Here is a 22,618-nt window from a genome sequence, read left to right as displayed (position 1 = left end):
TAGATTTTGGTTAGAAGCGAAGGTTAGCGCCTATCATCACAGTCCTGGGCCTTGGGTAATAACCAATGTCCACACCGGTAGAGAAGCCTTCATTATAGCCAATTTCAGGGTCCATGCCATTGTATTTCGTAAAGGTGAAGGCATTCAGTACGGAAGCGTATATACGCAGTTTACCGGCGTAATTGCGGGACACCAGTTTGGAGAAATCATACCCCAGTGTGATCGTATTGATACGCAGGAAACTGCCGTCATGAATATACAGGTCGGAAAACTGTGTCCAGTTGCGGTTATCTTCCGTTACCCTGGGCATCTTGTTGGAAGATCCGGGGCCATGCCAGCGGTCGAGGATAGCAGCGGAATAGTTGCCCAGCGCGCTGGACTGGTTTCGCCATGACTGCACAATTTTATTGCCCGACACGCCGGAGGCCTGCACCTGTAAGTCAAATCCTTTGTAATCCAGCCCTATATTGAACCCGAAGGTAAAGCGGGGATTAGGGTCACCGATCATGGTTTTGTCGTTGGCATCGATCACGCCGTCTCCATTGAGATCAACGAAACGTACATCACCCGGCTTTGCATCCGGCTGGATGGGGCTACCGGACTTTCCTTTGTGTTCGTTCACTTCTGCTTCCGTCTGGAAGATACCGGCTGTTTTCAATCCCCAGAAATAGCCGATAGGCAAGCCATTGGCTGCTCTGTAAAACTCCAGGGAGTTTTCATACAGCGTATTGGTGTTCCCGTGGATGATATGATCATTGGTGGGGATATTACCGATTTTGTTTTTATTATAGGCGCCGTTGACACCAACGGTGTAATGGAAAGACTGACCGATATTATTTTGATAGGAAAGTCCCAGTTCCACCCCGGTATTGCTCACATCACCACCGTTGATCAGCGGGGCATCTGCTCCGGCGGTAGCCAGTATCGGCGCGCTGATCAGCCAGTCCTTCGTTTTTTTGATATAGTAGTCAAATGTTACGCTGAGGTTTTTCATGAGGGAAGCATCGAAGCCGATATTGGTTTGTTCCGATGTCTCCCATTTTACGTTGGGATTGGCGAGCCTGCTGGGGTAAGCGCCCTGTGTATTAACACCTTCATTCGGTCCGAAAATATAAGCCGCATTACTGAAAGCAATGGGTGAAAGGTATTGATAAGCATCCACATTCTGATTGCCCACCTGGCCCCAGGTAGCACGCAGCTTGAAGAAGTTCAGCCAATGTACGTTCTCCATAAATCCTTCTTTGGTAACCACCCATCCGGCAGATGCGGAAGGGAAATAACCCCAGCGGTTTTGCGGCGCAAAGCGGGAGGAGCCATCGGCACGGAAAGTGAGGTTCAGCAGGTATTTCTCCTGGTAGTTGTATTGCAACCTGCCGAAGTAAGAGGCCAGCGCGTTGGTGAACGGACCGCCGCTCAGGCTCATATAAGGCGCGCCTCTGGTCACGTTTTGCGCTACGGACAAATAGGCGTGCCATATATCGGCGATACGCAGATCACGGTTGTTACCCGTCATGCTGACGCCGGTAGCTTTTAACGCCGATGTACCCGCCATTACGCTGAAGCTATGATCATGACCGAGGGTGAAATCATAACTCAGGGAGTTGTCAAACTGTATGGTTTGACCGCTGCCCATGGATTGTGTTACCCTGGAAGTATCGTTGAAAGCGTAGATAGACAGATGATATACGGGCGTATAACCATGGCTCTGGTTGGCGTAGTAGTTCAAACCCAGGCTGGTGCGAAACTTCAGTCCTTTAATAGGTTCTGCCTGCAGGTATACGTCTCCAAACAATCCCTGGCTGCTGTTACGGTTTTGGTTGGAATAATACATCACTGCATAGGGATTGGATTCCCCGTTGTTCCAGGCACGGTCAGGCTGACCGGGATACCAGCCGGTTTTGTCTGCGGCAAAGAAATTGCCATCGCTGTCATACATAGGCAGAAAAGGGCTGGTGGTAAATGCAGCGCGCAGGGAGTTGTTATATTGATTACCCACGCCGATACCGTAGGTGTTCTGGTAGTTGAACGTCAGGTGCTCGCCGGCTTTGATAATATCTTTATATAGCTTATGTTCAGAATTGATGCGGAAAGTGTAGCGTTCCAGGTTGGAAATACCGGCGCCGCCGACAATACCACCCTGGCTGGTATAACCTAACGACATCGAATATACGGAATTGGCGCTGCCTCCCTGTACGCCGAGCACATAGTTCTGCGTAGGTACGTTCTTTTTAAACATCTGGTCCATCCAGTTGGTACCTGCCGGCATGTTGTCGATCACATCGTTGGTGAAATACGGCGTTTTACCGGAGTTGACGGCCGCTTCATTCATAATGACCGCGTATTCCTTTGCATTGAGCAGCTTTGCTTTGCGCGCCACGTTCTGCAGTCCGTAAAAAACATCCAGTGTTACCTGCGCTTTCTGGTTGGTTTTGCCGGTACGGGTGGTAACAAGTATAACGCCGTTAGCCGCCTGTGAACCGTAGATAGCGGCGGATGCAGCATCTTTCAGCACATCGATGGAAGCAATATCGGCCGGGTTGAGGTAAGTGATGTCGCTGGTTTGTACTCCATCGACAATATACAGCGGTGCAAAATTACCTACGGTGCCTTTACCGCGGATAACCACGTTCATGGCTGAACCGGGCTGACCGGAGTAGCTGGTCAGCTGCACGCCGGGCGCCTGGCCCTGCAAGGCCTGTAAGGCATTTGTAGTACTTTGTTTTTGAAGGTCGTCGCCTTTTACCTGTAAATTGGCGCCGGTAACGAGCTTCTTCTTTTGCGTACCGTAACCGATCACTACGAGGTCTTCGATCTGGGTAACGGATTCCTGTAATTGCAGGTTCATTTCAGTGCCGGTCACTTTTACCTCCTGTGGTACATACCCCACGGAAGTCACCACCAGCGTGGCGCCGGGAGCGGCTTCTATTTTAAAGAAACCTGTGTTATCGGTAACGGCACCTTTGGCAGTACCTTTCACGGTAACAGATGCACCCACCACCGAGGCGGCAGTTTTGCCGGAGGTAACACGGCCTCTTACCAGCTGCGTTTGCGCAATAGCCGAATGGCTTATCAGCAGTATGATCGTCAGCCAGGCATATAACCATAACTGTCGTGTATTACTTTGAATTCTTTTCATAAAAGTCGGGCGTTTGGATTTTGGAAGTTGATAAAACCGGTACTTATATTTTGATCGTCAATTGTTTTCCTTCATAACGTACTTCGTGGTCAGCCTTTGCGTCCGGGTCCAGCGGCCGGGGGCTGGCAGCGCCTACGCGAACCACCCGGAAGGTGCGTTGTTGCAGCATGCTGTCATATGTTCCTTTACGGTCGCCTATCGTGAGCATCTTTGTATTTTCATTATAATCCACCGGGATAATGGTGAACTGTCCTTTCTCGTAATTATAGGTAGCGCCGTCATCCTCGTATAAGCGGAAAGCGGCATTCTTACCGGTGTATACAAACAGCGTGATAGTGTCGGCAGGTTTTTCGGAAGTGTATTGTAATGCCGGTCCTACCGGAATAATGGAACCTTCTTTTACGAACAGTGGCATACGGCCATAGGGCGCGTCGGCGGTGATTCTTCTACCACCGGCATGACGGGCGCCGGTATAAACATCGTACCAACCCTGACCTGCGGGCAGGTATACCTCACGACTGCGTTGTTTATAATGATACACCGGGTTCACCAGCAGAGAAGGGCCGAACATAAATTGGTCGCCTATGTTCCGGACAGCGGTGTCCTTTGCAAAATCCATGACCAGTCCGCGCATAATGGTGTAGTGATCGTGATATGCTGCGCCGGCCAGTGAATAGGTATATGGCAACAACCGGTACCGGAGTTGATCATAATACAGGAAGCTTTCGTAGGCGGGGTGATCATCCGGCGCCGTGTTAAATATTTCACGGTAGGGAAACTGTCCGTGAGAGCGGAACAGCGGCACAAATGCACCGAACTGTGTCCAGCGGGTGTTCAGTTCCCTCCATTCTTCGAGGCTGGCGGCATCCGGTTTCTCAAACTTCGCCGGCACTACAAATCCGCCGATGTCCATCGTCCAGTAAGGCAGGCCCGAGAGGGAGAAGTTGATACCTGCCACGATCTGTGTTTGCATATCTCGCCAGGTGGCGCCGATATCGCCGCTCCAGATAGCCGCTGCGTAACGTTGCGAGCCTCCGAAGCCGGAGCGGGTAAGCAGGAACACTCTTTTGTCGGGGTCAGTTCCCCGTTGTCCTTCGTAAATACCTTTGGCGTTTTGCAGCGGATAGGCGTTCAGGTATTCCGCTGCAGGCCCCAGCGCAGTAGGCGTCATTTGCAGCTTTCGTTTTCCGGGGCTTACATTGGAGAGGACATCCGGTTCGCTGGCATCCATCCACCAGGCATCGATTCCTTTGGTATACAGTTTTTGATGAATGAGGTCCCAGAAGCCTTTGCGGGCATCTTCATTAAAAGCATCATAAAAAGTGGATACATAGCCTTTGCCAATCCAATCGCGCTGTTCATCAGCAATGTTTCTTTTATACAACCATCCTTTTTTATCAAATTCATGATAGGCAGGAATATCTTTATAAAATTTAGGCCATACCGATATCATGATCTGTGTATGGTACTTTTTATGCAACACATCGATCATGCTATCGGGTGAGGGAAACCGGGCGGGATCGAATTCCTGGCTTCCCCAGGCAGCTTCTTTCCAATAGCTCCAGTCCAGCACGATATTGTCCAGCGGTATGTTTTTCTTTCGGAACTGGTCAACCGTAGAGAGGATCTCTTCCTGTGTTTTGTACCGTTCACGGCTTTGCCAGAAGCCCATTGCCCATTTGGGAACGATGGGCGCTTTGCCGGTCAGCCCGCGGTAGCCGGCAATCACTTCATCCATATTACCGCCATGCACGAAATAATAATCTACCTGCCTGCCCGCCTCTGAAGAAAATCCAACACAACGTTGTTCCGCTTCAGTCAAGGGCGACTGCCATTTTAAGGACAGGTAAGACTCCGGGCTTTCGGGTATCCACTCAATCCTGACGGGTATCTTCTGTCCTTTTTCAAAATTGACCGGCAACAATGCCGGTGCCGGGTTCCAGGCTTTGCGCCAGTGCTCCAGTGCCAGTTTTCCATTGAGCCATACCTTTAAAGTGCCACCGAAGGTAAACCGCAGTTGATGCAGCCCCGGAACATGGCTGGCGAGGCTGCCCTCCCAGGAGGCGATACCGGTAGCCGGTGTGAACACCTGTGGCAGCATCACTTTTGAATCTCCCAAAAACTCCATGTCAATTGCTGATTCCGCCCGGGTAGCAGCCAGCTCCTGCGGCTTGCGCACATCATTGGCATAGGTGGCCGTCAGCCATCCGGCTTCCCCGTTTTTGGAGAAAAGCTGCAACGCAGACAACGGATGCAGCGGCCTTATATCACCGGCTGTTGTAAGCGAATAGTTGTCCCAGAGAATACCATAATTTTTGGGGGAGATCAGAAAAGGAATCGCCACTTCTGTATTGTTCTGGAAAAAAGTAACCTGCTGCCCTTTGTAGTTATACACCCCATCCTGGTGTTGGCCGAGGCCATACCAGGCATCATCCCCTGCTCCTTCAAACTGTTGGGTAAGCTGATAGTATGGCTGTCCATCAAATACGGCGGGACTGAAAGTTCGTCCGCCGGTTGATTTCTCCGCCAGTATTTTTTCTCCGTTGGCATCCAGGAAAGTAACCGTACCTGTTTTCAATTTCACCACCACGGTCAACTTTTTAGTTTTTAATGTCACCGCGTCGTTGGAGGTCAGCAGCTTCCATTCCGGCAGCGGCCTGTTGGCATTCACTACCATAAGGTGCTGCGCCGGTGACAGCTCTTTGCCGGGCGCCGCTACTACCCTGATGATTTCATCTGTCACTACATATAACCTTACGATGTTGGAAGTACCGGTAAAAGAGGGATCTGTATAAACGATGACCCCGTCTTTGGTTTGTGAATAAAACGGCGTGCCTGCCCTGGAAACGTGGTAAACAAGCATTAGCAAAAGCCAAGCGACAGTTATTGTCCTTTTCATAACGTGGTGAAAATCTTACGTGGAATAATGCCGTAAAGTTGGTTAATGTTAGGGAATCTGGAGGGTAGCAGATGTTGCATTCTGGGGTATCAAATGTTGCAAACCACTGAATTTCAGTATCCCAAGCATTAAAAAAGGCCAACCCGAAGGTCAGCCTGGTGATTGTTTATATACAAGGGTATTTACCGGATTATCAGGGAAGCGGCGCTATGGTGGCAGCGAAACCGCCGGCACGGAGCAGCTTTATTTCCAGGGTACTGTTTTTATCGATGACGCGGTATTCGGTATTAAAAGTTTTGTCGTGTATGCCATCAGCGATGAGGGTTAGTTTGTATTTTTTGTTTTCTTCCAGGAAATTAAACCGGATTGTTTTTTTCCTTTCCCAATTTCCCGCGCTGATGCCTCCCACGTACCATGTATGAGCCTTACGACGGGCAATGATCACCTCCTGACCCGGGTATCCGTCTACCAGTTTGGTATCGTCCCAGGCGGCCGGTACGGCTTTCAAAAACGATTTGGCCGCATCGGGCAGCTCCAGGTAACCTTCAGGCCTGTCGGCCATGTGCTGGATACCGGATTCAAACACCACGCTCAGGGCCAGTTCATGCCCATATGAGGTAATATGCGGGTATTGTGAATTGGTGAAGGTAACCGGCGTGTAGTCCATTGCGCCCACCACGTTTCTGGTAAAAGGAAGAATGGCGTTATGTTCAGGCGCTGCCTGTGTCAGGTCGGGCGTATTATTGTACCACTCCGCACCGCGTACCGCTTCGTAGGTCATCAGGTTGGGATAGGTCCTGGCCCAGCCCCTGGGTACGAGGCAGCCGTGGAAATACACCATTATTCCGGCACGGGCGGCATCTTCCAGGATATCCCGGTAATATTTAATCATATCCTGTTTTTCGCTTTCAAAAAAATCGACTTTCACGCCTGCCACTCCCAGTTGTTTCAGTTTGGCAAATTCAGCCACCCTGCTTTCGTGGGTCAGCATCCGGTCGCGGGGCGTGGCGCCCACATCGGTATGCGGGCCGCCGGAGTTGTACCACATCAGGGGTTTCACTCCTTTTGCCAGGGCATATTTAATCGCATCTTCCAGGTTACCGCCATTACCCATCGCATCCCATTCCCAATCGAAGAGCGTATAAGGCCAGTTCATTTCAGCGGCCAGGTCGGTAAAACGGCAAACGATTTTATAATCTCTGGTACCATGGTTGCTGGACCAGTAATTCCACGATGCCACTCCCGGTTTGATCCAGCTGGTGTTTTGAACGACGGCAGGAGATGATACATCATCCACCAGGGTAGATTCAACAATGTCTGAAAGGCCGCCCATGACGATCACCCGCCAGGGCGACTTCCAGGGTAAGGTAATCACCGGCTCCGAAGCCCCGGTGCCTTTACCGTCGCGCTGATCGGGGAAAGCAAGACTGTACTTTGAAGGGTCGGCCGTATTGCGGAGCTTACTGCCGCAGTAATTGCCGTCCACGTCTGCCTCATGCAGCAGGAACCAGCAGGACTTATCTTCCGGCTGGAAAAGCGCCGGGTAGCTCCAATCCTGTTGAACGACCTTATCCCCTTTTGTGGCAGTGTAATACCATTCATTGGCTGTGTTCCATTTTTCCATCCAGCGCATGGTTCCGGCCGGAATGGTATAGGCGGTCAATTCCTCTTTTACGGTAAATGTTCCTTTCTTTTCCGGGAACTCATACCGGAAAGCGATACCATCATTATATACCCTGATGATGACATTGAATTTCTCCTTAGCAGGATTTTCAAAAGCTACCACTACTTCGTTGGCCTGGTTGGTACAAACGGATTTTTTTCCATGCAGCGTGGTATACCGCTCATTGACCAGCAGCGGTTTACCAGCCTTTACGAACTTCAGTTGTTTTGAAAAATCCTGGTCGTTACGGACTAAACCCATATCAATGTGGGGAATCACCACCGACGATTTTCCGTTAGCCATATACGAGGCGCTGAGACACCATTCTCCGTTGTTATTGGCGGGTTGTTTGGGAAAAAGCGTGACAGCTATTTTCCCGTTGGGCGATTGTACGGTTAATTGCCGGGCACACAGCTCCATACCGGCGACGAGGCCCAGCAATAGTAGCATCCATTTTTTCATTCCTATAAATATTATCTGATTTTTAAAACGGCAGCATAGGTAAATGCAGGTTTATTTTCCGGCAATACAACTTCCAAAGCATCTTTGTGCTGTTGGAAGCGCAGTTCGCCGCCGCCCAACATATCGATTCTGTTAATTTTCTCCGGTCGCAGTGTATTTCCTGCCGCGAGACTTTTGATTTTTATCATACCATCGTCGGGCCAGCCGAGCAATATGGCATACAATGAATCGCCTTTAGTGGTGAAACGGATATCACCGGCGCCCAGGGGTTTGCCTTTACCTTCATTAAATCCCTGTGCCGCAATCGGTGCAACGTCTTCCAGGGCGGGTCCTTCACCGAATATTTTCCAGGGCCTGGTATCGAATATACATTCCGCATTGACAGCCATCCAGGCGGCTATTTCTTCCAGGACAGCACGCTCCTGCGCATCGATGGTACCGTTGCCTTTTACGGGGATATTAAGGAGCAGGTTGCCGTTTTTGCTCACCACATCTGCCAGTGTCTGGATAACGGTTTTGCCGGACTTATACCATTTACCTTCAAAGACACGTTTATCATAGTGCCAGGCACCGATACAGGTATCTGTTTGCCAGGCGAAAGGTTCAATCACGTTGCTCTGTCCGCGTTCTATATCCCACACCATACATTTGCGCTGCATTTCATTCAATACCTTACCATTCAGCACCGCCTTCAGCTGGCCTTTGTTTCGTTTGATACTTTTGTTGTAGTGATAGGCCGCAATCTGCAATCCCACGTCGCTAACAGGATACAGCGGCAACACGGTGTCATCAAAATAAACCAGTTCCGGTTCATAGTGGTCGATCAGATCGATGACTCTTTTAAGGAATTGCTCACAGTATGCCGGTGATGGCGGCGTGGCGCCATTGTGCCAATCCCATTGCCGGAAGATAGCGTTGTTATCCCCGCTGTCTGCGCTCAGCGGATGATTTTGGGCGTAGAGCTGTTGCGGGTCCAGCCCTTCCCACCAGGTACCTTTGCCATCGGCTTTCGTTAGTGAACCATCGTAGGGCACGCCTGCGAGCGGCCCGTTTTTATCTGCCCGCCGCGCCACTTCCAGCCAGGTCCATGCATGAGCCGCATGTATGCTGACACCGAAAGGCAAGCCGTTATTACGGGCCGCTTTGGCCCAGCTGCCGATGATATCTTTTTTAGGACCCACATTCATCGCGTTCCATGTATGGTGGCGGGAATTCCAAAGGTCAAGGTTGTCGTGGTGATTGGCCATGGCGAAAAAATATTTCGCGCCGGCCCGCTTGTATAAAGCCACCAGCTGCTCAGGGTCCCACTGCTCCGCTTTCCATTGGTGGATCACATCCTTAAAACCAAATTTGGAAGGATGCCCGTATTGCTGTAAATGATATTTGTACTGGTCACTGCCTTCTATGTACATGTTACGCGCATACCAGTCGCCGTACTCCGCCTCGCATTGCGGTCCCCAGTGCGCCCATATGCCGAATTTGGCATTACGGTACCATTCAGGCACCGTGTACTGCTGCAAAGAATCCCAACTGGCGGTAAATGGCCCGGGCGCGGTATACGGCGCCAGCGGCGCCCCCCATGATGATGCGCCCGCCTGCTTCGACAATAAATAGGCAGGAACAGTCAATCCAAGATATTTGATAAGTGATCTTCTATTCACGGTTTCAATATTTTAATATGTTAAAGGGAAATAGCATCAACCGGCATCGCTTCCTCGCTGTTTTGATCTATTAATACAGCAAGGATTTTTTTATAGAAAGGCGGAAAAATTTTGGTGGAGCAGTGGGTAATTTTCCTGCAACAGCGCAGTAAGTTGGCAACACCATTCAAGCGGCCGCTGTTGCAGGAAAATAGCCTGAGTGCATAACGTGGAATTTTATCTGCCTGCAAGAAAATAAAAAATTGTCAATTTTACAATTATTTTTTCTGCAACAATAGCGCAGTATGATACAAGTCTTTAAAGCAGCTACCACCAAGCCTTTCACGTCGTTGCAAAACGGATAAAATATTTTCGCATGTTCATAAAATAATTAATCAACTAAACAGTTATTTAGTTAAATTTTTACTAAACCTCATCTGTTATCTATGAAATCAAACATCATTAACCGGCGCAACTTCCTCGCCCAATCCGGTATGGCAGCAGCGGCGGCCCTCTTCTCACCTTCAGCATTCGCCACGTTGGCAAAACCCCGCTTTAAAATGGGCCTGCAATTATACACCATCCGCGAAGCGATGGAAAAAGACGTTGCCGGTACGCTTAAAAGAATAGCCAGCCTGGATTACCAGGATGTAGAGACATATGGATTCGATCCGGCAGGCATCGGCTACTACGGCCGCCGTGCAAAAGACTTTCACCAGCTGCTGAAGGATAACGGCCTCACTACCGCCAGCGGGCACTACGACTTGTTTAAATACCTCCATTCGCCTGACGATGTACTCCTCACTTATGTTGATCAGTGCATCGAAGGCGCCCAACAGCTGGACCAAAAGTATATCACCTGGCCCTGGCTGGCTCCTGAAGACAGAAACATTGATCAATTTAAATTACTGGCATCCAGACTCAATATCATCGGAGCGCGGGTAAAGAAGGCCGGTCTTGGTTTCGCCTATCACAATCATGATTTTGAGTTTGTGGACCACGGCGGTATTAACGGCTATCAGATCATTATGAAAGAAACAGATCCCGACCTGGTGAAACTGCAAATGGATATGTATTGGGTAGTACGTGCCGCAAAAAAACAACCGGTTGAATTTTTCCGGCAGCAACCCGGCCGCTTTGTGATGTGGCATATTAAAGACATGGACCGTACAACGGAAGACTATACAGAACTGGGGAGAGGCGTGATTGATTACACGAAAATACTGCCGGATGTAAACCTGGCAGGTATGCAGTATTATTTCCTGGAACAGGGTGGCAACTTCCGCACCGGAAATGCGATGGACAGCATTACGGAAAACGCTGATTTCTGTAAGCGTAAACTTCGGAAGTTCTTGTAATTATTACAGGGCTAACGTCCGGCAGCAGACCTTTTCAAATGTGCATCCGGCACGAAGTTGAGGAAAGCATGCTGGTTGCTGTTATACTTTTTCTTATCCACCTTATAATAAAATGCGCCTTTCCGGGAACTCAGCTTGTCTTTATCTGCCAGTCTCACCAGTAAGCCGGTGGACAGGATCTTCCTGCTGAAATTTCCTTTATCAAAGGTACTATCGTACACCGATTCGTATAGCTGTTGCAGTTGGGGAAGCGTAAACTTCGGCGGTAGCAGTTCCAGCAACAAAGGATGCAAGGCAGCTTTATAGCGCAACTGCTCTTTGGCCAGGTTCACCATGGCGTCGTGATCAAAAATCAATTCGGGATGATGATTAATGGGGAACCATACCGCATGGAAATCTTCATGCAGTTGTTTGTAACGTTTAATATCGATCAGGGCTGTATAAGCCACAGATACCGTCCTCTCTACGCTATCCCTGTCCGGGGCGCTAAAAGTATGCAATTGTTCCATATAGATACCGTCCAGACCGGAAAGGTTTTTCAGTACGCGGGTAGCTGCATCCTCCGCGCTCTCGTGTTCCTGAACAAACCCTCCCACCAGGCTCCATTTTCCTTTGCATGGCTCAAATCCACGCTGGATCAGCAGTAATTTTATCTCTTGTCCGTCGAAACCAAAAATGATGCAGTCAACAGCGACCAACAACCTTGTTTGCTGTGCATATCTCTTCATACAAAACTATTAGATAACAAAAATACAACCCAGATCCCGAATCTCCATCCCTTTACCAAAAACGTATATACAGCGCAGAGATCAACAGCAGGGTAATAACAATCAGCACGGTAGTGGCGGGTGATATTTTAAACATCGCCTTATCCAGCACAAAAGCCCTTGGATTGACCCTGGGTCCGGCCAAACTGATCAGCACCATCACGATCATGGTAAACATAAAAGCCAGTCCCATACAAATCAGGAAAGGTATCTCATATCCGCCGTTACCATTGGGATAAGCTGTATAGAGGAAGTTTTCATGCCCCAATACCGCCGGTGCAAACTGATTAAAAAACACGCACAGGGTAAAACCGGTAATAATGCCCGCAACAGCCGCCGCGCCTGTGGTGCGCTTCCAGAACATACCCAACAGGAACATGGCAAAAACACCGGGACTGATATACCCTGTATACTTCTGTATAAAGGTAAATCCGCCCGCCCCGCCGATGCCCAACAGGTCATTCCAGGTAAAAGCGATTGCCAGTAACATAGCAGCGACGACCACCCAGCGGCCTGTCCATACCAATTGTTGCTGAGAGGCCTTTTTATTCATGTATTTCTGGTAGATATCCAACGTAAAGATAGTAGAGATGCTGTTGGCTTTTCCCGCCAGCGAGGCTACGATGGCAGCCGTTAAAGCGGCGATGGAAAGCCCCTTCAGGCCGGAAGGCAGAAAGCCCAGTATCGCCGCATAGGCGCCGTCCTTGTTTTCCAGTCCGGGCAACTGCCCGTTTTTATGCAACACATAGGCCGCAATACCCGGCAGCATCACGATAACCGGCATCATAATTTTCAGCAGCCCTGCAAACAGTATCCCATTGCGGGCCGTCTGCAAATTAGCGCCCAGCGCCCGTTGCGTGATATACTGATTACAGCCCCAGTAGTTCAGGTTTACAATCCATTGTCCGGCCGCATACATCAGTATGCCTGGCAACACCAGGTATTTGTTGATATACTCCTGGGAAGAAGCCGCATCCGGTTTGGCCAGGATCATATGAAAATGATCGGGCGCATCTTTCATTATAGCATTGAAACCGGCCAGCACATTCCTTCCCGTCCCAAAATGTTCACTCACCAGCGTAAGCGCCATGTAAGTAGTAGCCAGTCCACCGATGATGAGTACACTCACCTGTATCACATCCGTATAGCCGATCACCTTCATCCCCCCCAGGGTAATCACAATAGCAAACACCGACAGCGCCATCATCACCACATGCAAATAGGCGCCGCCCAGCAAGCCGTTGATGGCTAAAGCGCCGAGGTACAAAATAGAAGTGAGGTTAACAAACACATATAAAAACAACCAAAAAACAGCCATTATCAGCGCCACCGTCTCATTGTATCTCGTTTTGAGAAACTGTGGCATCGTGTAGATCCTATTCTTCAGATAAATCGGGATAAACCAAACCGCAATAATGATCAGGGCGATAGCTGCTATCCATTCATAGGCAGCAACGGCGATGCCTACAAAGAAGCCATCACCGCTCATGCCGATAAACTGCTCTGCAGAGATATTGGACGCAATCAGCGAAGCGCCAATGGCCCACCAGGTAAGCGAACCTTCAGCAAGGAAAAAATCCTTCGCGTCGGGGTTGGCTGTTTTCTTTTTCCGGTACACCCAGTAACCATAACCGGCGACCACTACAAAATAGATAACGAATACAAGTATATCGTTGGCAGATAGTACATTTTTCATAACGGGTACATATAGGATTTAAAAAGCGGCATCGTTCCAGCGCAGCTCGTTGTGGAAGGTCCTTAACTCGGTCTGCTTATCTATCAGCGCCAGTTCAATGCCGGCCATATCCGCAAAGTCCTGCATGTGAAGCGCGGTCAGGTTCTGGCTGAAACAGGTATGATGCGCGCCACCGGCCAGTATCCAGGCGGTGCAGGCATTTTTCATATCAGGATAGGGTTTCCATAATACCCTTGCTACCGGCAGCTTCGGCAGGTCATGCGGTGGGGCTACAGCCTCCACTTCATTGACCAGCAACCGGAACCTGTTGCCCATATCCACAATAGAGGCGTTGATGGCCGGTCCGCCGGCCGTATTGAATACCAGCCTCACCGGATCTGCCTTTCCTCCAATGCCCAGCGGATGTTTTTCGCAGGAGGGTTTACCTTCCGCAATGGATTCACATATCTCCAGCATATGCGCGCCCAGCACCATGGGATTTTGCGGATCGAAATGATAGGTATAATCTTCCATGAAAGAGTTGCCTCCCGGCAGGCCGCTGCCCATCACTTTCATAGCGCGTACCAGCGCCGCCGTTTTCCAATCGCCCTCCCCGGCAAAGCCGTAGCCGGCTTTCATAAGCCGCTGTACTGCAATACCAGGCAATTGCACCATACCGTGCAGGTCTTCAAACGTATCAGAAAAACCTTTGTACTGACCATCTTCCAGAAAAGCTTTCAGACCCAGTTCTATCCTCGCCGCATCTTTCAGCGCGGGGTCGTTCAGCAGCACACCCGCGATCGTATAGGCGTCTGCGTATTCTTCCACCAGCGTCGCCACCGCCCGGTCCGGAACGCTGTTAATCACCGCTACCAGATCGCCGATGCCATGCGTATTGCAGGAGAATCCGAATACCGACTCTGCCTCTACTTTATCCCCGTCTGTTACCGCCACATAACGCATATTGTCGCCGAAGCGGACAAAACGGGCGCCCTGCCAGTCGTGCCAGCCGGCAGCCACACGGGCCCATGCCCCCAGTTCTGCCAGTACGGCAGTATCTTTCCAGTGACCGGTAATCACCTTCCGGTTCATTCTCATACGGCTCATCATAAATCCCAGCTCCCTGTCGCCATGTGCGCTCTGGTTCAGGTTCATGAAGTTCATATCTATCTCGCTCCAGGGTATATCCCGGTTGTATTGTGTGTGCAGGTGGCAAACCGGCTTTTTCAATGCCTTCAGGCCCCGTATCCACATTTTGGCGGGAGAAAAGGTATGCATCCATAACACTACGCCTATACAGTTTACCGCTGCGTTGGCCTCCATGCATACAGCATATATTTCTTCCGGTGTGGTCACTACCGGTTTATAGATAACGGTAACGGGCATATGCTCACTATCGTTTATACCGGCGGCGATTTCCCGGCTATGCTGCGCAACCTCCTGCAAGGCTGCTTCTCCGTATAAATGTTGACTTCCCGTAATCAACCAGATCTCCCGTTTTTTCAACTCAATCATACCATATGGTTTTATTGCCCGTAATAGGAATTGGGGCCGTGTTTGCGTTCGTAATGTTTTTTTATCAGCGATTCTTTTAACCTCGGTGCCCGGAAGTTGATCGATTCCGTGAGGTAGGCCATCTGGGCAATGGATTCCAGTACGGCGCTGTTGTAGACGGCCTTTGCCGGGCTGCTGCCCCAGGTAAAAGGAGCATGATTCCCTACGAGGATCATCTCTATGTCTTCATAAGTCAGCTGCCTTTGGGCCAGCGTATGCATGATCTGAAAACCGGTCTGATATTCATAGTCACCGGCTATCAGCTCATCGGGCATCGGCGGCGCGCAGGGAATGTCGAGGGTGTTATGGTCTGCATGCGTAGTGCCGTAAATGGGGATATCACGCTGGCTCTGCGCCCATGCGGTGGCATAGGTAGAGTGTGTATGCACGATGCCGCCGATATGTTCCCAGTGCTTATACAACACGGCATGGGTCAGCGTATCAGAGGAAGGACGCAGATCCCCTTCGATCACTTTTCCCTCAAAGTCCACGATGACCATCTTGTCGGGCGACAGCTCCGTATAAGGCACTCCGCTGGGTTTAATGGCAAACACGCCTGCGGCCCTGTCGGCCGCGCTCACGTTGCCAAAAGTGAAAATAACGAGTCCCAGGGCAGGCAATTGCATGTTGGCCTCATAGGCAGCTTCGCGGATAGCCTGATATTTTTGTATACCCATCTTAATCAATATTCATATTGGCAGTAAAAGCGCCGAGCGCCTTATATTTCCTGTACCTGTTTTCGTATATGCCTGTGCGTTGCCTGTCGGGTGACCAGGTAGTTTCAAAGCCCTGCCCCATAACCAGCATCGCTTCTTCCACTCTGGAGAAAATGCCTGCCGCCGTAGCGGCGAACATGGCCGCTCCCAGTGCGCAGGTTTGTTCTGAGCGGTGGATACGTATAGGCATGCCCATTACATCGGCCATCATCTGCATAATAAAGGGTGATTTCTGCGCCACGCCGCCGATACCTATCAGTCCTTTTACGGGAACGCCTTCCCGTTCAAAGCGCTCTACGATAGCTTTGGCGCCAAAGCAGGTGGCTTCCGCCACTGCTCTGAATATCCTGGGGGCGTCGGAGGCGAGATGAAGCCCGGTCAGCGTTCCTTTGAGCGACTGGTCTGCATCCGGTGTACGGCGGCCATTTAACCAGTCGATCCCCCATTCGCTGCTTTCATCCGGTACGATTGCGGCGGCCTGCTGTGAAAGCGCGGCAATCATCCTGCTATTGGCTTCCCGCAACAGGGAAGGATCATTTGGGAAAAGATGCTGCAAGGGCCATGACAATAAATTGCTGAACCACGCATATGCATCTCCGAAAGCCGACTGCCCTGCTTCCATGCCCATCATGCCGGGGATAACAGAACCCGGTACCTGTCCGCAAATGCCTTTCACCAGCGTATCTTTTACGTCTTCCAGCGGCGCTACCAGCATATCACAGGTGGAGGTGCCCATGACCTTGCTGAGATGATAAGGCTCTATTTGTCCGCCTACAGCACCCATATGCGCATCAAAAGCGCCGATGCCGATGACCACTTCCGTACTCAATCCCAGGCGCTGCGCCCAGGCAGCGGACAGGTTTCCGGCTGCTTCGCCGGCGGTATAGGTCTTGCTAAACAGCCGCCGGCTTACGTTTTGCAACAGCGGATCTATCGCCGCGAAAAAACTATCAGGCGGCAGACCGCCAAAAGCTTCTGCGTATAAGGCTTTATGACCGGCAGAACAAATGCCGCGTTTAAGCTGACTGATATGCGTTCCTCCGGTGAGCAGGAACGGAATCCAGTCGCAATGTTCTACCCAGGTGTAGGTAGCATTTCTAACGTCCTCGTCTACACGCCATATATGCAGCCATTTAGCCCAGAACCATTCAGCTGAATAAACACCGCCTACAAACCGCAGGTAATTACCGGGAAAAGCCGTTGCTACGGTATTGATTTCTGCCGCTTCCCGGATGGCCGTATGGTCTTTCCACAGTACAAACATGGCATTGGGATTATTGGCAAATGCCGGTTGCAATGCCAGCGGCATACCGGTTTCATCTACTGCTACCGGCGTACTGCCGGTAGTATCTACCGATATCGCTTTTATTTGCCGGGACACATAAGGACCGGCCTGTTGCAGGCACTGCGTAATAGTAGCCGCCAACCCGTCTATATAATCCTGCGGATGCTGGCGGAACTGGCTACGGGCGGGGTTGCAGTATAAACCATCCTTCCAACGCGGATAGTAGTATACCGCAGCCGCCACCTCATCGCCATTGCGGGTATCCACAACAATGGACCGGACAGAATCAGTTCCAAAGTCAACTCCTATTACAAAAGAGGCATTCATCTTGTCTATTTCTTTTTTTCAGGCAAACGGCTGGCAGGGCTACACGGCCGTGTAGCCTTTACCTGTATATCAACGGATTTTTATTTCAGTTCCAGTACTACCACGGAGAAGGGCGGCAGCTTTACTGTCAGTTTATTATTTTTTAACACAGCGCCGTTAAACGCTACCGGCTTGATTTTGTCCGGCTGCGTAAAGCTGTTATGGTCCTGCAGTTTGGCAGCAGAAAGTATACGGCCGGAAACAGCTTTGTAAGCCGCGTTTGTTTGTACTGTTATTTCCTGTGTTTTAGAAGCGTCGATGTTAACGAGTGAAATATGGGTCGCCCCGGTTTTGTCTTTAGAAGCAGAAGCGGTAACAGCAGTCAGCTGCTCGTTCTTATACGTGTACCTGTTGCTTTGAATATCGACGGGAATCAGCGTAGCATCCTGATGCACCTTATACATCTCCATAACATGGTAAGTAGGCGTTAGTATCAGCTGCGCTCCTTTTGTCAAAATTACCGCCTGCAGTACATTGACCGTCTGCGCCAGGTTAGCCATACGCACCCTGTCGGCGTGGTTATTGAAGATATTCAGGGTAACGCCTGCGATCATGGCATCGCGCATGGTGTTTTGCTGGAAGAGGAACCCCGGGTTCGTACCTGCTTCCACGTTATACCAGCCGCCCCATTCATCTACCACCAGTGCTACCTTTTTCTTCGGGTCATATTTATCCATGATAGCGGAATGACGGCGTATCAGCGTATCCATAAAACAAGCGCTGCGCATTGTCTGGAAATACTGTTCTTCAGAAAAATCAACCGCATCGCTTTTTTTATCCCACTCAATCACGGAATAGTGATGGAGGGCTATACCGTCCAACATATGCAGGGGAATGTTTTTCATCAGTACTTCCGTCCAGTTATAATCGGAAGAATTGGCGCCGGAAGCAATTTTGAAGAGGTTGCCGCTCATGAAGGTGGCATATTTTCTATAGATATCCGCGTAGTATTCCGGCCGCATATTACCGCCGCAGCCCCAGGCTTCGTTACCTACGCCCCAGTACCGTACCTTCCAGGGTTGTTGCCGCCCGTTCTGCTGGCGCAGGTCAGACATCGGGCTTTTACCGCTGAAATTGACATACTGCACCCAGTCGGCCAGCTCCTGCACCGTGCCGCTGCCTACGTTGCCCGCCAGGTAGGGTTCTGTTCCCAGTTCTTCACACATGTCCAGGAAATCGTGCGTACCGAAGCTGTTGTTCTCTGTAACACCGCCCCACCAGGTATTCACGATGGTCGGTCTTTTTTCCTTCGGACCAATACCGTCTTTCCAATGGTAGGTATCCGCAAAACAACCGCCCGGCCAACGCAGGTTAGGTATGTTCAAGGCTTTTAAGGCAGCGATGATATCTTTCCTTACCCCCCTGATATTGGGAATACGGGAAGTATCTCCTACATAAAAACCACCATAGATACAATTGCCCAGGTGTTCAGCAAAATGACCGTAAATATTGCGGTTAATGGTCTGCGTTGGCACCTCTGTACGGAAAGTGATGTTGTTCTGTGCCTGTGATGCAGGCGAAACCGCCAACAAACACAATATTCCCATACAGAGAAAGCGGAACTTATTTTTCATGACGCGGAATTATAGCGATTACTGATTGATAGTTTCAAAGTAACAAAATATTTGTCAGATTTACAATTATAATTTTTTAATTCGCGATAACTGCTATTTAATAATCTTGACCACCTTACATTTTTTTGACCATCCCCTACCCTTGGCTACCACTACATAGGTGCCTGTTTTTAGCGCTGCACCCATAGACAACAGATCGGATGCTGAAGGATGCGCCTTTATCTCTACCGGTTTACCGGAAGCATCAATAATTGTTATGCGCTCTATTTTATCCTGCTTATCCGCGGTAACGCTGAATGTGGCGGTAAACGGGTTCGGATATACATTCAGTTCATCTTTAGACGGAGTGGCCATACCCACCGATGGCACTGCTGCTACAGCCGCAGCAGGCAAACCGATAGCGGTCATTGTCCATTGCTGGTTGTAACTGCCGCTGCCTGACCACTGCGCCAGGTCGGCACCGTTGGCTGTTTGTCCCAGGCCATCGAGGTACAACCCGGTAGCACGGTTCTTCAGTTTGACATAATTATCTGCCGCCTCCGGTTTCCACTGCTGATTATAGCTGGTGCTGAAGCTCCATTGCCCGGTCACCGCTCCGTCGGCTGTTCTCCCCATACCGTCGAGATACAGCCCGGTGGCCCGGTTTTTCAGTCGTATATACCCGTCGGCCGCTTCCACGGCCCATTGCTGGGCATCGCTGCCACTGCTGCCCCACTGCCCGGCATTGGCGCCATTGGTATTCCTGTATATGCCGTCTGCCAGCAGACCGGTGGCCCGGTTCACCAGCCTTATATAACCGGGAGCATTACCCGCAGCCTTCATGATAGCGGAAATGGTTTCCTGGTCCAGCACCGCGCCGGTACCCCTGTCGTACATCTCTTTGTTGATATCCCAGCAGATGGGGATAAGCCCCTTTGCCCTGGCCGAGCTGGCAAAGTAATCGTAAAAATGCCACCGGGAAGCATTATGCAATGCCTGATCGGAAGGAGGGCTGAGCGTTCTTCTGATGGCCGCAAATTCTCCGATGATCACCGGTATCCCTTTGTCAATGAACTTTGTTTTCATGAGACTCAGTTGAGCATCCATATAACTCTCTTCGCCCCAGGTAGCGTTCCGGTTAGTGTCTGTCGTGGAATGGTAGTTAACACCCCAGTAGTAAAACATTTTACCCCAGGTTTCATCTTTGGTGATGAGGGCAAACTGGGAAGGGTCGTAGTAATGCACCTCCATCATCAACCGGTTGGCGATGGGATCGGCAGGCAGGGTGTTCATCAATGTGTTCGTCTTATCAATATTCGTAGATGGTCCCTGGATGATGAGCGTGCGGGAACTGTTGTTACCACCGGTCGCCCGCACGGCATTGACAAATGTCTGATGGTAGGACAACAATACCGACATGCCGGTGGCATCGTTTACGGCAGGCTCATTAGCGCTGGCAAACAGCAGGCGTTCATTGTAATTTTTAAAAGTGTTGGCAATCTGTGTCCAGTAGTTTTGTTGTTTTGCATTTACCTGCACCTGGGCAGCGGGCGTGATGTTATTTTCCAGCCAGCCATTATCCCAGTGTATGTTGATAATAATATACAGGCTGTCCCGCATGCAATAATCCACCACTTCTTTTACTCTGGCCATCCATGCAGGATCTATCACCCCGTTGGTACTATGGCAGTCCCAGGCCACCGGTAGCCGGATAGTATTGAAACCCGAAGCCTTCACGGCATCGATAGTGGTTTGCGTAACAACGCCGCCCCATGCATTTTCTCCGCAGATAGCTTCCAGCGTGTTACCCAGGTTCCATCCCACCTTCATTTTAGCTGCAATAGACTGCGCCGAAGGCAACTGCGCCGATAAGGAAAAAGTTGTAAAAAGCAGCAGCAGTAGCTGCGCGGCTATGCGCAGGCCGCAGTGTTTAACATTTGTACGTGGCATCATAAAATGGTTAAATTTTGAGGATGTTGATAAAAAAGACATCGTTTTCACGGACATCTATTGTTTTCGTAAATAGTGCTTTTTCTTTGAGGGAGATGATAGTGCGGGACACCGGTGCGCCGTTGTTCTGCTGCTTTATAAATTCCACCTGTTGTTTATTCAGCTGCGCCGGCTTACCCATAGACAGATACGTCGTATAGGCGTCGTTGTTATTATAGCCTACTTTATATAGTTCTACTGCATATTGCCCTGCTGCCATTCCCGCTACATTCAATTGCAGCTTTCCTTTCTCTTTTGAAGGAAGATCACGGACATAGTACCGCTGGTTGTGCACGGAGTCGCCGGGATGTGTATTCGTGAAGTCCCACATCAACGCCTGTACGTTTCCGGAGCTATCGCGGCATATCCAGGAGGCGGAATCTTTGTTGGCCAGCTCTGTACTGCCCAGCCGGTTCAGCAACTGGTAAGCATAAAATACCGGCTTGTTGATGCCCTGTATGGTAAGCATTCCAAAACCGCCATGAAAGGGCGTAAACCGCGGTCCCGGTTCTTCAAAAATATCGGTGAACACCCAGTAGGACATTGAGTTTGCGGCCCTGCCTGCCTGTTTTAGTTTTTGCAGCACATAGGCGGCTTCATGGTAACTGTCATGGATAGGGTCTGCCGGCGTATAGGAGGCGCTCCATTCGGTATAATGCAGTTCCAGCTCCGGCATCTTCGACGCGGCAATTTCAGCGCGCGACTGCAACACATCGCCGCTCACGCTCGCAGGATTTTTATCGAGCACGGTGCCGGAATGACCGAACTCGTCCAGATACCCCTGTTTCACGCCATAGGCATGTGTGCTGATAAAATCCAGGGGGACCTTATGCTGGTAACAGTAATCAATCATCTCCGGCTCCCAGGCCGCTCCTGCGGTACCAGGCCCGCCAACACGGTAAGCCGGGTTAACGTTCTTTATGCCGCTGGCGGCATGCGTATACAATTTAAAATAGTCGGCCTGGCTGCCGGCCCAGAAACCTTCCAGATTAGGCTCATTCCAGACTTCAAAGTACCAGCTCTTCACTTCCTCTGCACCATACCGTTCTGTAAAATGAGTTACCAGGTGTTGAACCAGTTTTTCCCATTCCTCATAGTCACGCGGCGGCGTTACATTGCCACGCCACCAGAAAATAGTCTTAGACCCGCTGGCCAGCGCAGACGGCATGAAGCCCAGCTCTACAAAAGGCTTCATCCCAATGCTGTGCAGGAAATCGAACAACACATCTATGTACATATAGTTGTATTGCGGATTCCCTTTTTCGTCCCGGGTGTAAACCGCCATTTCGTCGTTCAGCAGCCCATGCATGCGGATATACCGGAAACCGCATTCTTTCCGGACATAAGCCAGCTGCTGCTGCCAGTCGGCACGAAGCCCTTCGGCGGCGCGGCCCGCGCCCACACATGCATTGAGCATGTCGGGCAGCGGTCCGGCTGTTTTGCTGAGGTTAACGTTAATGACCCTTTTTTCCGGGAAATTTTGTGAAGCAGCATCATTCGGAATCATAAAAAGTGCCGCTGCTATTACATGCCAATATTTTTTCATCTTCATTAT

At 50.3% G+C, this 22,618-nt stretch carries 13 protein-coding genes; 1 reads left to right on the top strand and 12 read right to left on the bottom strand.

The features are described from left to right. Positions 1–10: 10 nt before the first annotated feature. The 4 genes from ICL07_RS20195 to ICL07_RS20180 all read right to left on the bottom strand — a co-directional run bounded on the left by ICL07_RS20195 (position 11) and on the right by ICL07_RS20180 (position 9,821). On the bottom strand, positions 11–3,136 hold the full coding sequence (locus tag ICL07_RS20195; protein WP_188089858.1) for a SusC/RagA family TonB-linked outer membrane protein: 3,126 nt from the start codon (positions 3,134–3,136) through the stop codon (positions 11–13). A 43-nt stretch (positions 3,137–3,179) separates the two neighbouring features. After that, positions 3,180–5,999, bottom strand: coding sequence for a TIM-barrel domain-containing protein (locus tag ICL07_RS20190; protein WP_246485154.1), 2,820 nt, complete (start codon positions 5,997–5,999; stop codon positions 3,180–3,182). A 229-nt stretch (positions 6,000–6,228) separates the two neighbouring features. Continuing rightward, on the bottom strand, positions 6,229–8,160 hold the full coding sequence (locus ICL07_RS20185) for a glycoside hydrolase family 97 protein (RefSeq protein ID WP_188089856.1): 1,932 nt from the start codon (positions 8,158–8,160) through the stop codon (positions 6,229–6,231). 11 nt (positions 8,161–8,171) lie between these two features. Beyond that, a complete protein-coding gene (locus tag ICL07_RS20180) occupies positions 8,172–9,821 on the bottom strand; it encodes an alpha-L-fucosidase (RefSeq protein WP_188089855.1) in 1,650 nt (549 codons plus the stop codon). A 425-nt stretch (positions 9,822–10,246) separates the two neighbouring features. Here ICL07_RS20180 and ICL07_RS20175 point away from each other — a divergent pair, with 425 nt between their 5' ends. Next, a complete protein-coding gene (locus ICL07_RS20175) occupies positions 10,247–11,158 on the top strand; it encodes a sugar phosphate isomerase/epimerase family protein (RefSeq protein WP_188089854.1) in 912 nt (303 codons plus the stop codon). An 11-nt stretch (positions 11,159–11,169) separates the two neighbouring features. On the opposite strand, the gene ICL07_RS20170 is transcribed toward ICL07_RS20175, so the two are convergent. The 8 genes from ICL07_RS20170 to ICL07_RS20135 all read right to left on the bottom strand — a co-directional run bounded on the left by ICL07_RS20170 (position 11,170) and on the right by ICL07_RS20135 (position 22,609). Next, complete coding sequence (locus ICL07_RS20170) at positions 11,170–11,886, bottom strand: NUDIX hydrolase (protein ID WP_188089853.1); 717 nt, start codon at positions 11,884–11,886, stop codon at positions 11,170–11,172. A 52-nt stretch (positions 11,887–11,938) separates the two neighbouring features. Further along, a complete protein-coding gene (locus ICL07_RS20165) occupies positions 11,939–13,621 on the bottom strand; it encodes a sodium:solute symporter family transporter (protein WP_188089852.1) in 1,683 nt (560 codons plus the stop codon). An 18-nt stretch (positions 13,622–13,639) separates the two neighbouring features. Next, positions 13,640–15,115: an L-arabinose isomerase gene (gene araA, locus ICL07_RS20160; RefSeq protein WP_188089851.1), complete on the bottom strand. Its 1,476-nt coding sequence runs from the start codon at positions 15,113–15,115 to the stop codon at positions 13,640–13,642. Positions 15,116–15,126: 11 nt separating this feature from the next. Beyond that, positions 15,127–15,831, bottom strand: a complete 705-nt coding sequence (locus ICL07_RS20155; RefSeq protein ID WP_223152040.1) for an L-ribulose-5-phosphate 4-epimerase — start codon at positions 15,829–15,831, stop codon at positions 15,127–15,129. A 1-nt stretch (position 15,832) separates the two neighbouring features. Then, a complete protein-coding gene (locus ICL07_RS20150) occupies positions 15,833–17,482 on the bottom strand; it encodes a ribulokinase (protein ID WP_188089850.1) in 1,650 nt (549 codons plus the stop codon). Between the two features lie 80 nt (positions 17,483–17,562). Continuing rightward, entirely contained in the window at positions 17,563–19,095 is a 1,533-nt protein-coding gene (locus ICL07_RS20145) for an alpha-N-arabinofuranosidase (RefSeq protein ID WP_188089849.1), read from the bottom strand. A gap of 93 nt (positions 19,096–19,188) precedes the next feature. Continuing rightward, a complete protein-coding gene (locus ICL07_RS20140) occupies positions 19,189–21,027 on the bottom strand; it encodes a cellulase family glycosylhydrolase (RefSeq protein ID WP_188089848.1) in 1,839 nt (612 codons plus the stop codon). Positions 21,028–21,034: 7 nt separating this feature from the next. After that, the gene (locus ICL07_RS20135) at positions 21,035–22,609 is read right to left on the bottom strand and encodes a GH39 family glycosyl hydrolase (protein ID WP_188089847.1); all 1,575 of its coding nucleotides are present in this window, start codon (positions 22,607–22,609) and stop codon (positions 21,035–21,037) included. Between the last annotated feature and the right edge of the window lie 9 nt (positions 22,610–22,618).

It is taken from the genome of Chitinophaga qingshengii, from assembly GCF_014529935.1.
GTDB lineage: Bacteria > Bacteroidota > Bacteroidia > Chitinophagales > Chitinophagaceae > Chitinophaga > Chitinophaga qingshengii.
Note: the sequence above shows the minus strand (reverse complement) of the source record. Positions and strands in the feature narration are given on the sequence as shown.

What these genes read in the sequence shown, in the direction of transcription:
- ICL07_RS20145 (WP_188089849.1), bottom strand. Translation starts at nt 19,095, where the DNA reads ATGAAAAATAAGTTCCGCTTTCTCTGTATGGGAATATTGTGTTTGTTG.
- ICL07_RS20185 (WP_188089856.1), bottom strand. Translation starts at nt 8,160, where the DNA reads ATGAAAAAATGGATGCTACTATTGCTGGGCCTCGTCGCCGGTATGGAG.
- ICL07_RS20175 (WP_188089854.1), top strand. Translation starts at nt 10,247, where the DNA reads ATGAAATCAAACATCATTAACCGGCGCAACTTCCTCGCCCAATCCGGT.
- ICL07_RS20140 (WP_188089848.1), bottom strand. Translation starts at nt 21,027, where the DNA reads ATGATGCCACGTACAAATGTTAAACACTGCGGCCTGCGCATAGCCGCG.
- ICL07_RS20155 (WP_223152040.1), bottom strand. Translation starts at nt 15,831, where the DNA reads ATGGGTATACAAAAATATCAGGCTATCCGCGAAGCTGCCTATGAGGCC.
- ICL07_RS20190 (WP_246485154.1), bottom strand. Translation starts at nt 5,999, where the DNA reads ATGCTTGTTTACCACGTTTCCAGGGCAGGCACGCCGTTTTATTCACAA.
- ICL07_RS20165 (WP_188089852.1), bottom strand. Translation starts at nt 13,621, where the DNA reads ATGAAAAATGTACTATCTGCCAACGATATACTTGTATTCGTTATCTAT.
- ICL07_RS20195 (WP_188089858.1), bottom strand. Translation starts at nt 3,136, where the DNA reads ATGAAAAGAATTCAAAGTAATACACGACAGTTATGGTTATATGCCTGG.
- ICL07_RS20150 (WP_188089850.1), bottom strand. Translation starts at nt 17,482, where the DNA reads ATGAATGCCTCTTTTGTAATAGGAGTTGACTTTGGAACTGATTCTGTC.
- ICL07_RS20135 (WP_188089847.1), bottom strand. Translation starts at nt 22,609, where the DNA reads ATGAAAAAATATTGGCATGTAATAGCAGCGGCACTTTTTATGATTCCG.
- ICL07_RS20170 (WP_188089853.1), bottom strand. Translation starts at nt 11,886, where the DNA reads ATGAAGAGATATGCACAGCAAACAAGGTTGTTGGTCGCTGTTGACTGC.
- araA (WP_188089851.1), bottom strand. Translation starts at nt 15,115, where the DNA reads ATGATTGAGTTGAAAAAACGGGAGATCTGGTTGATTACGGGAAGTCAA.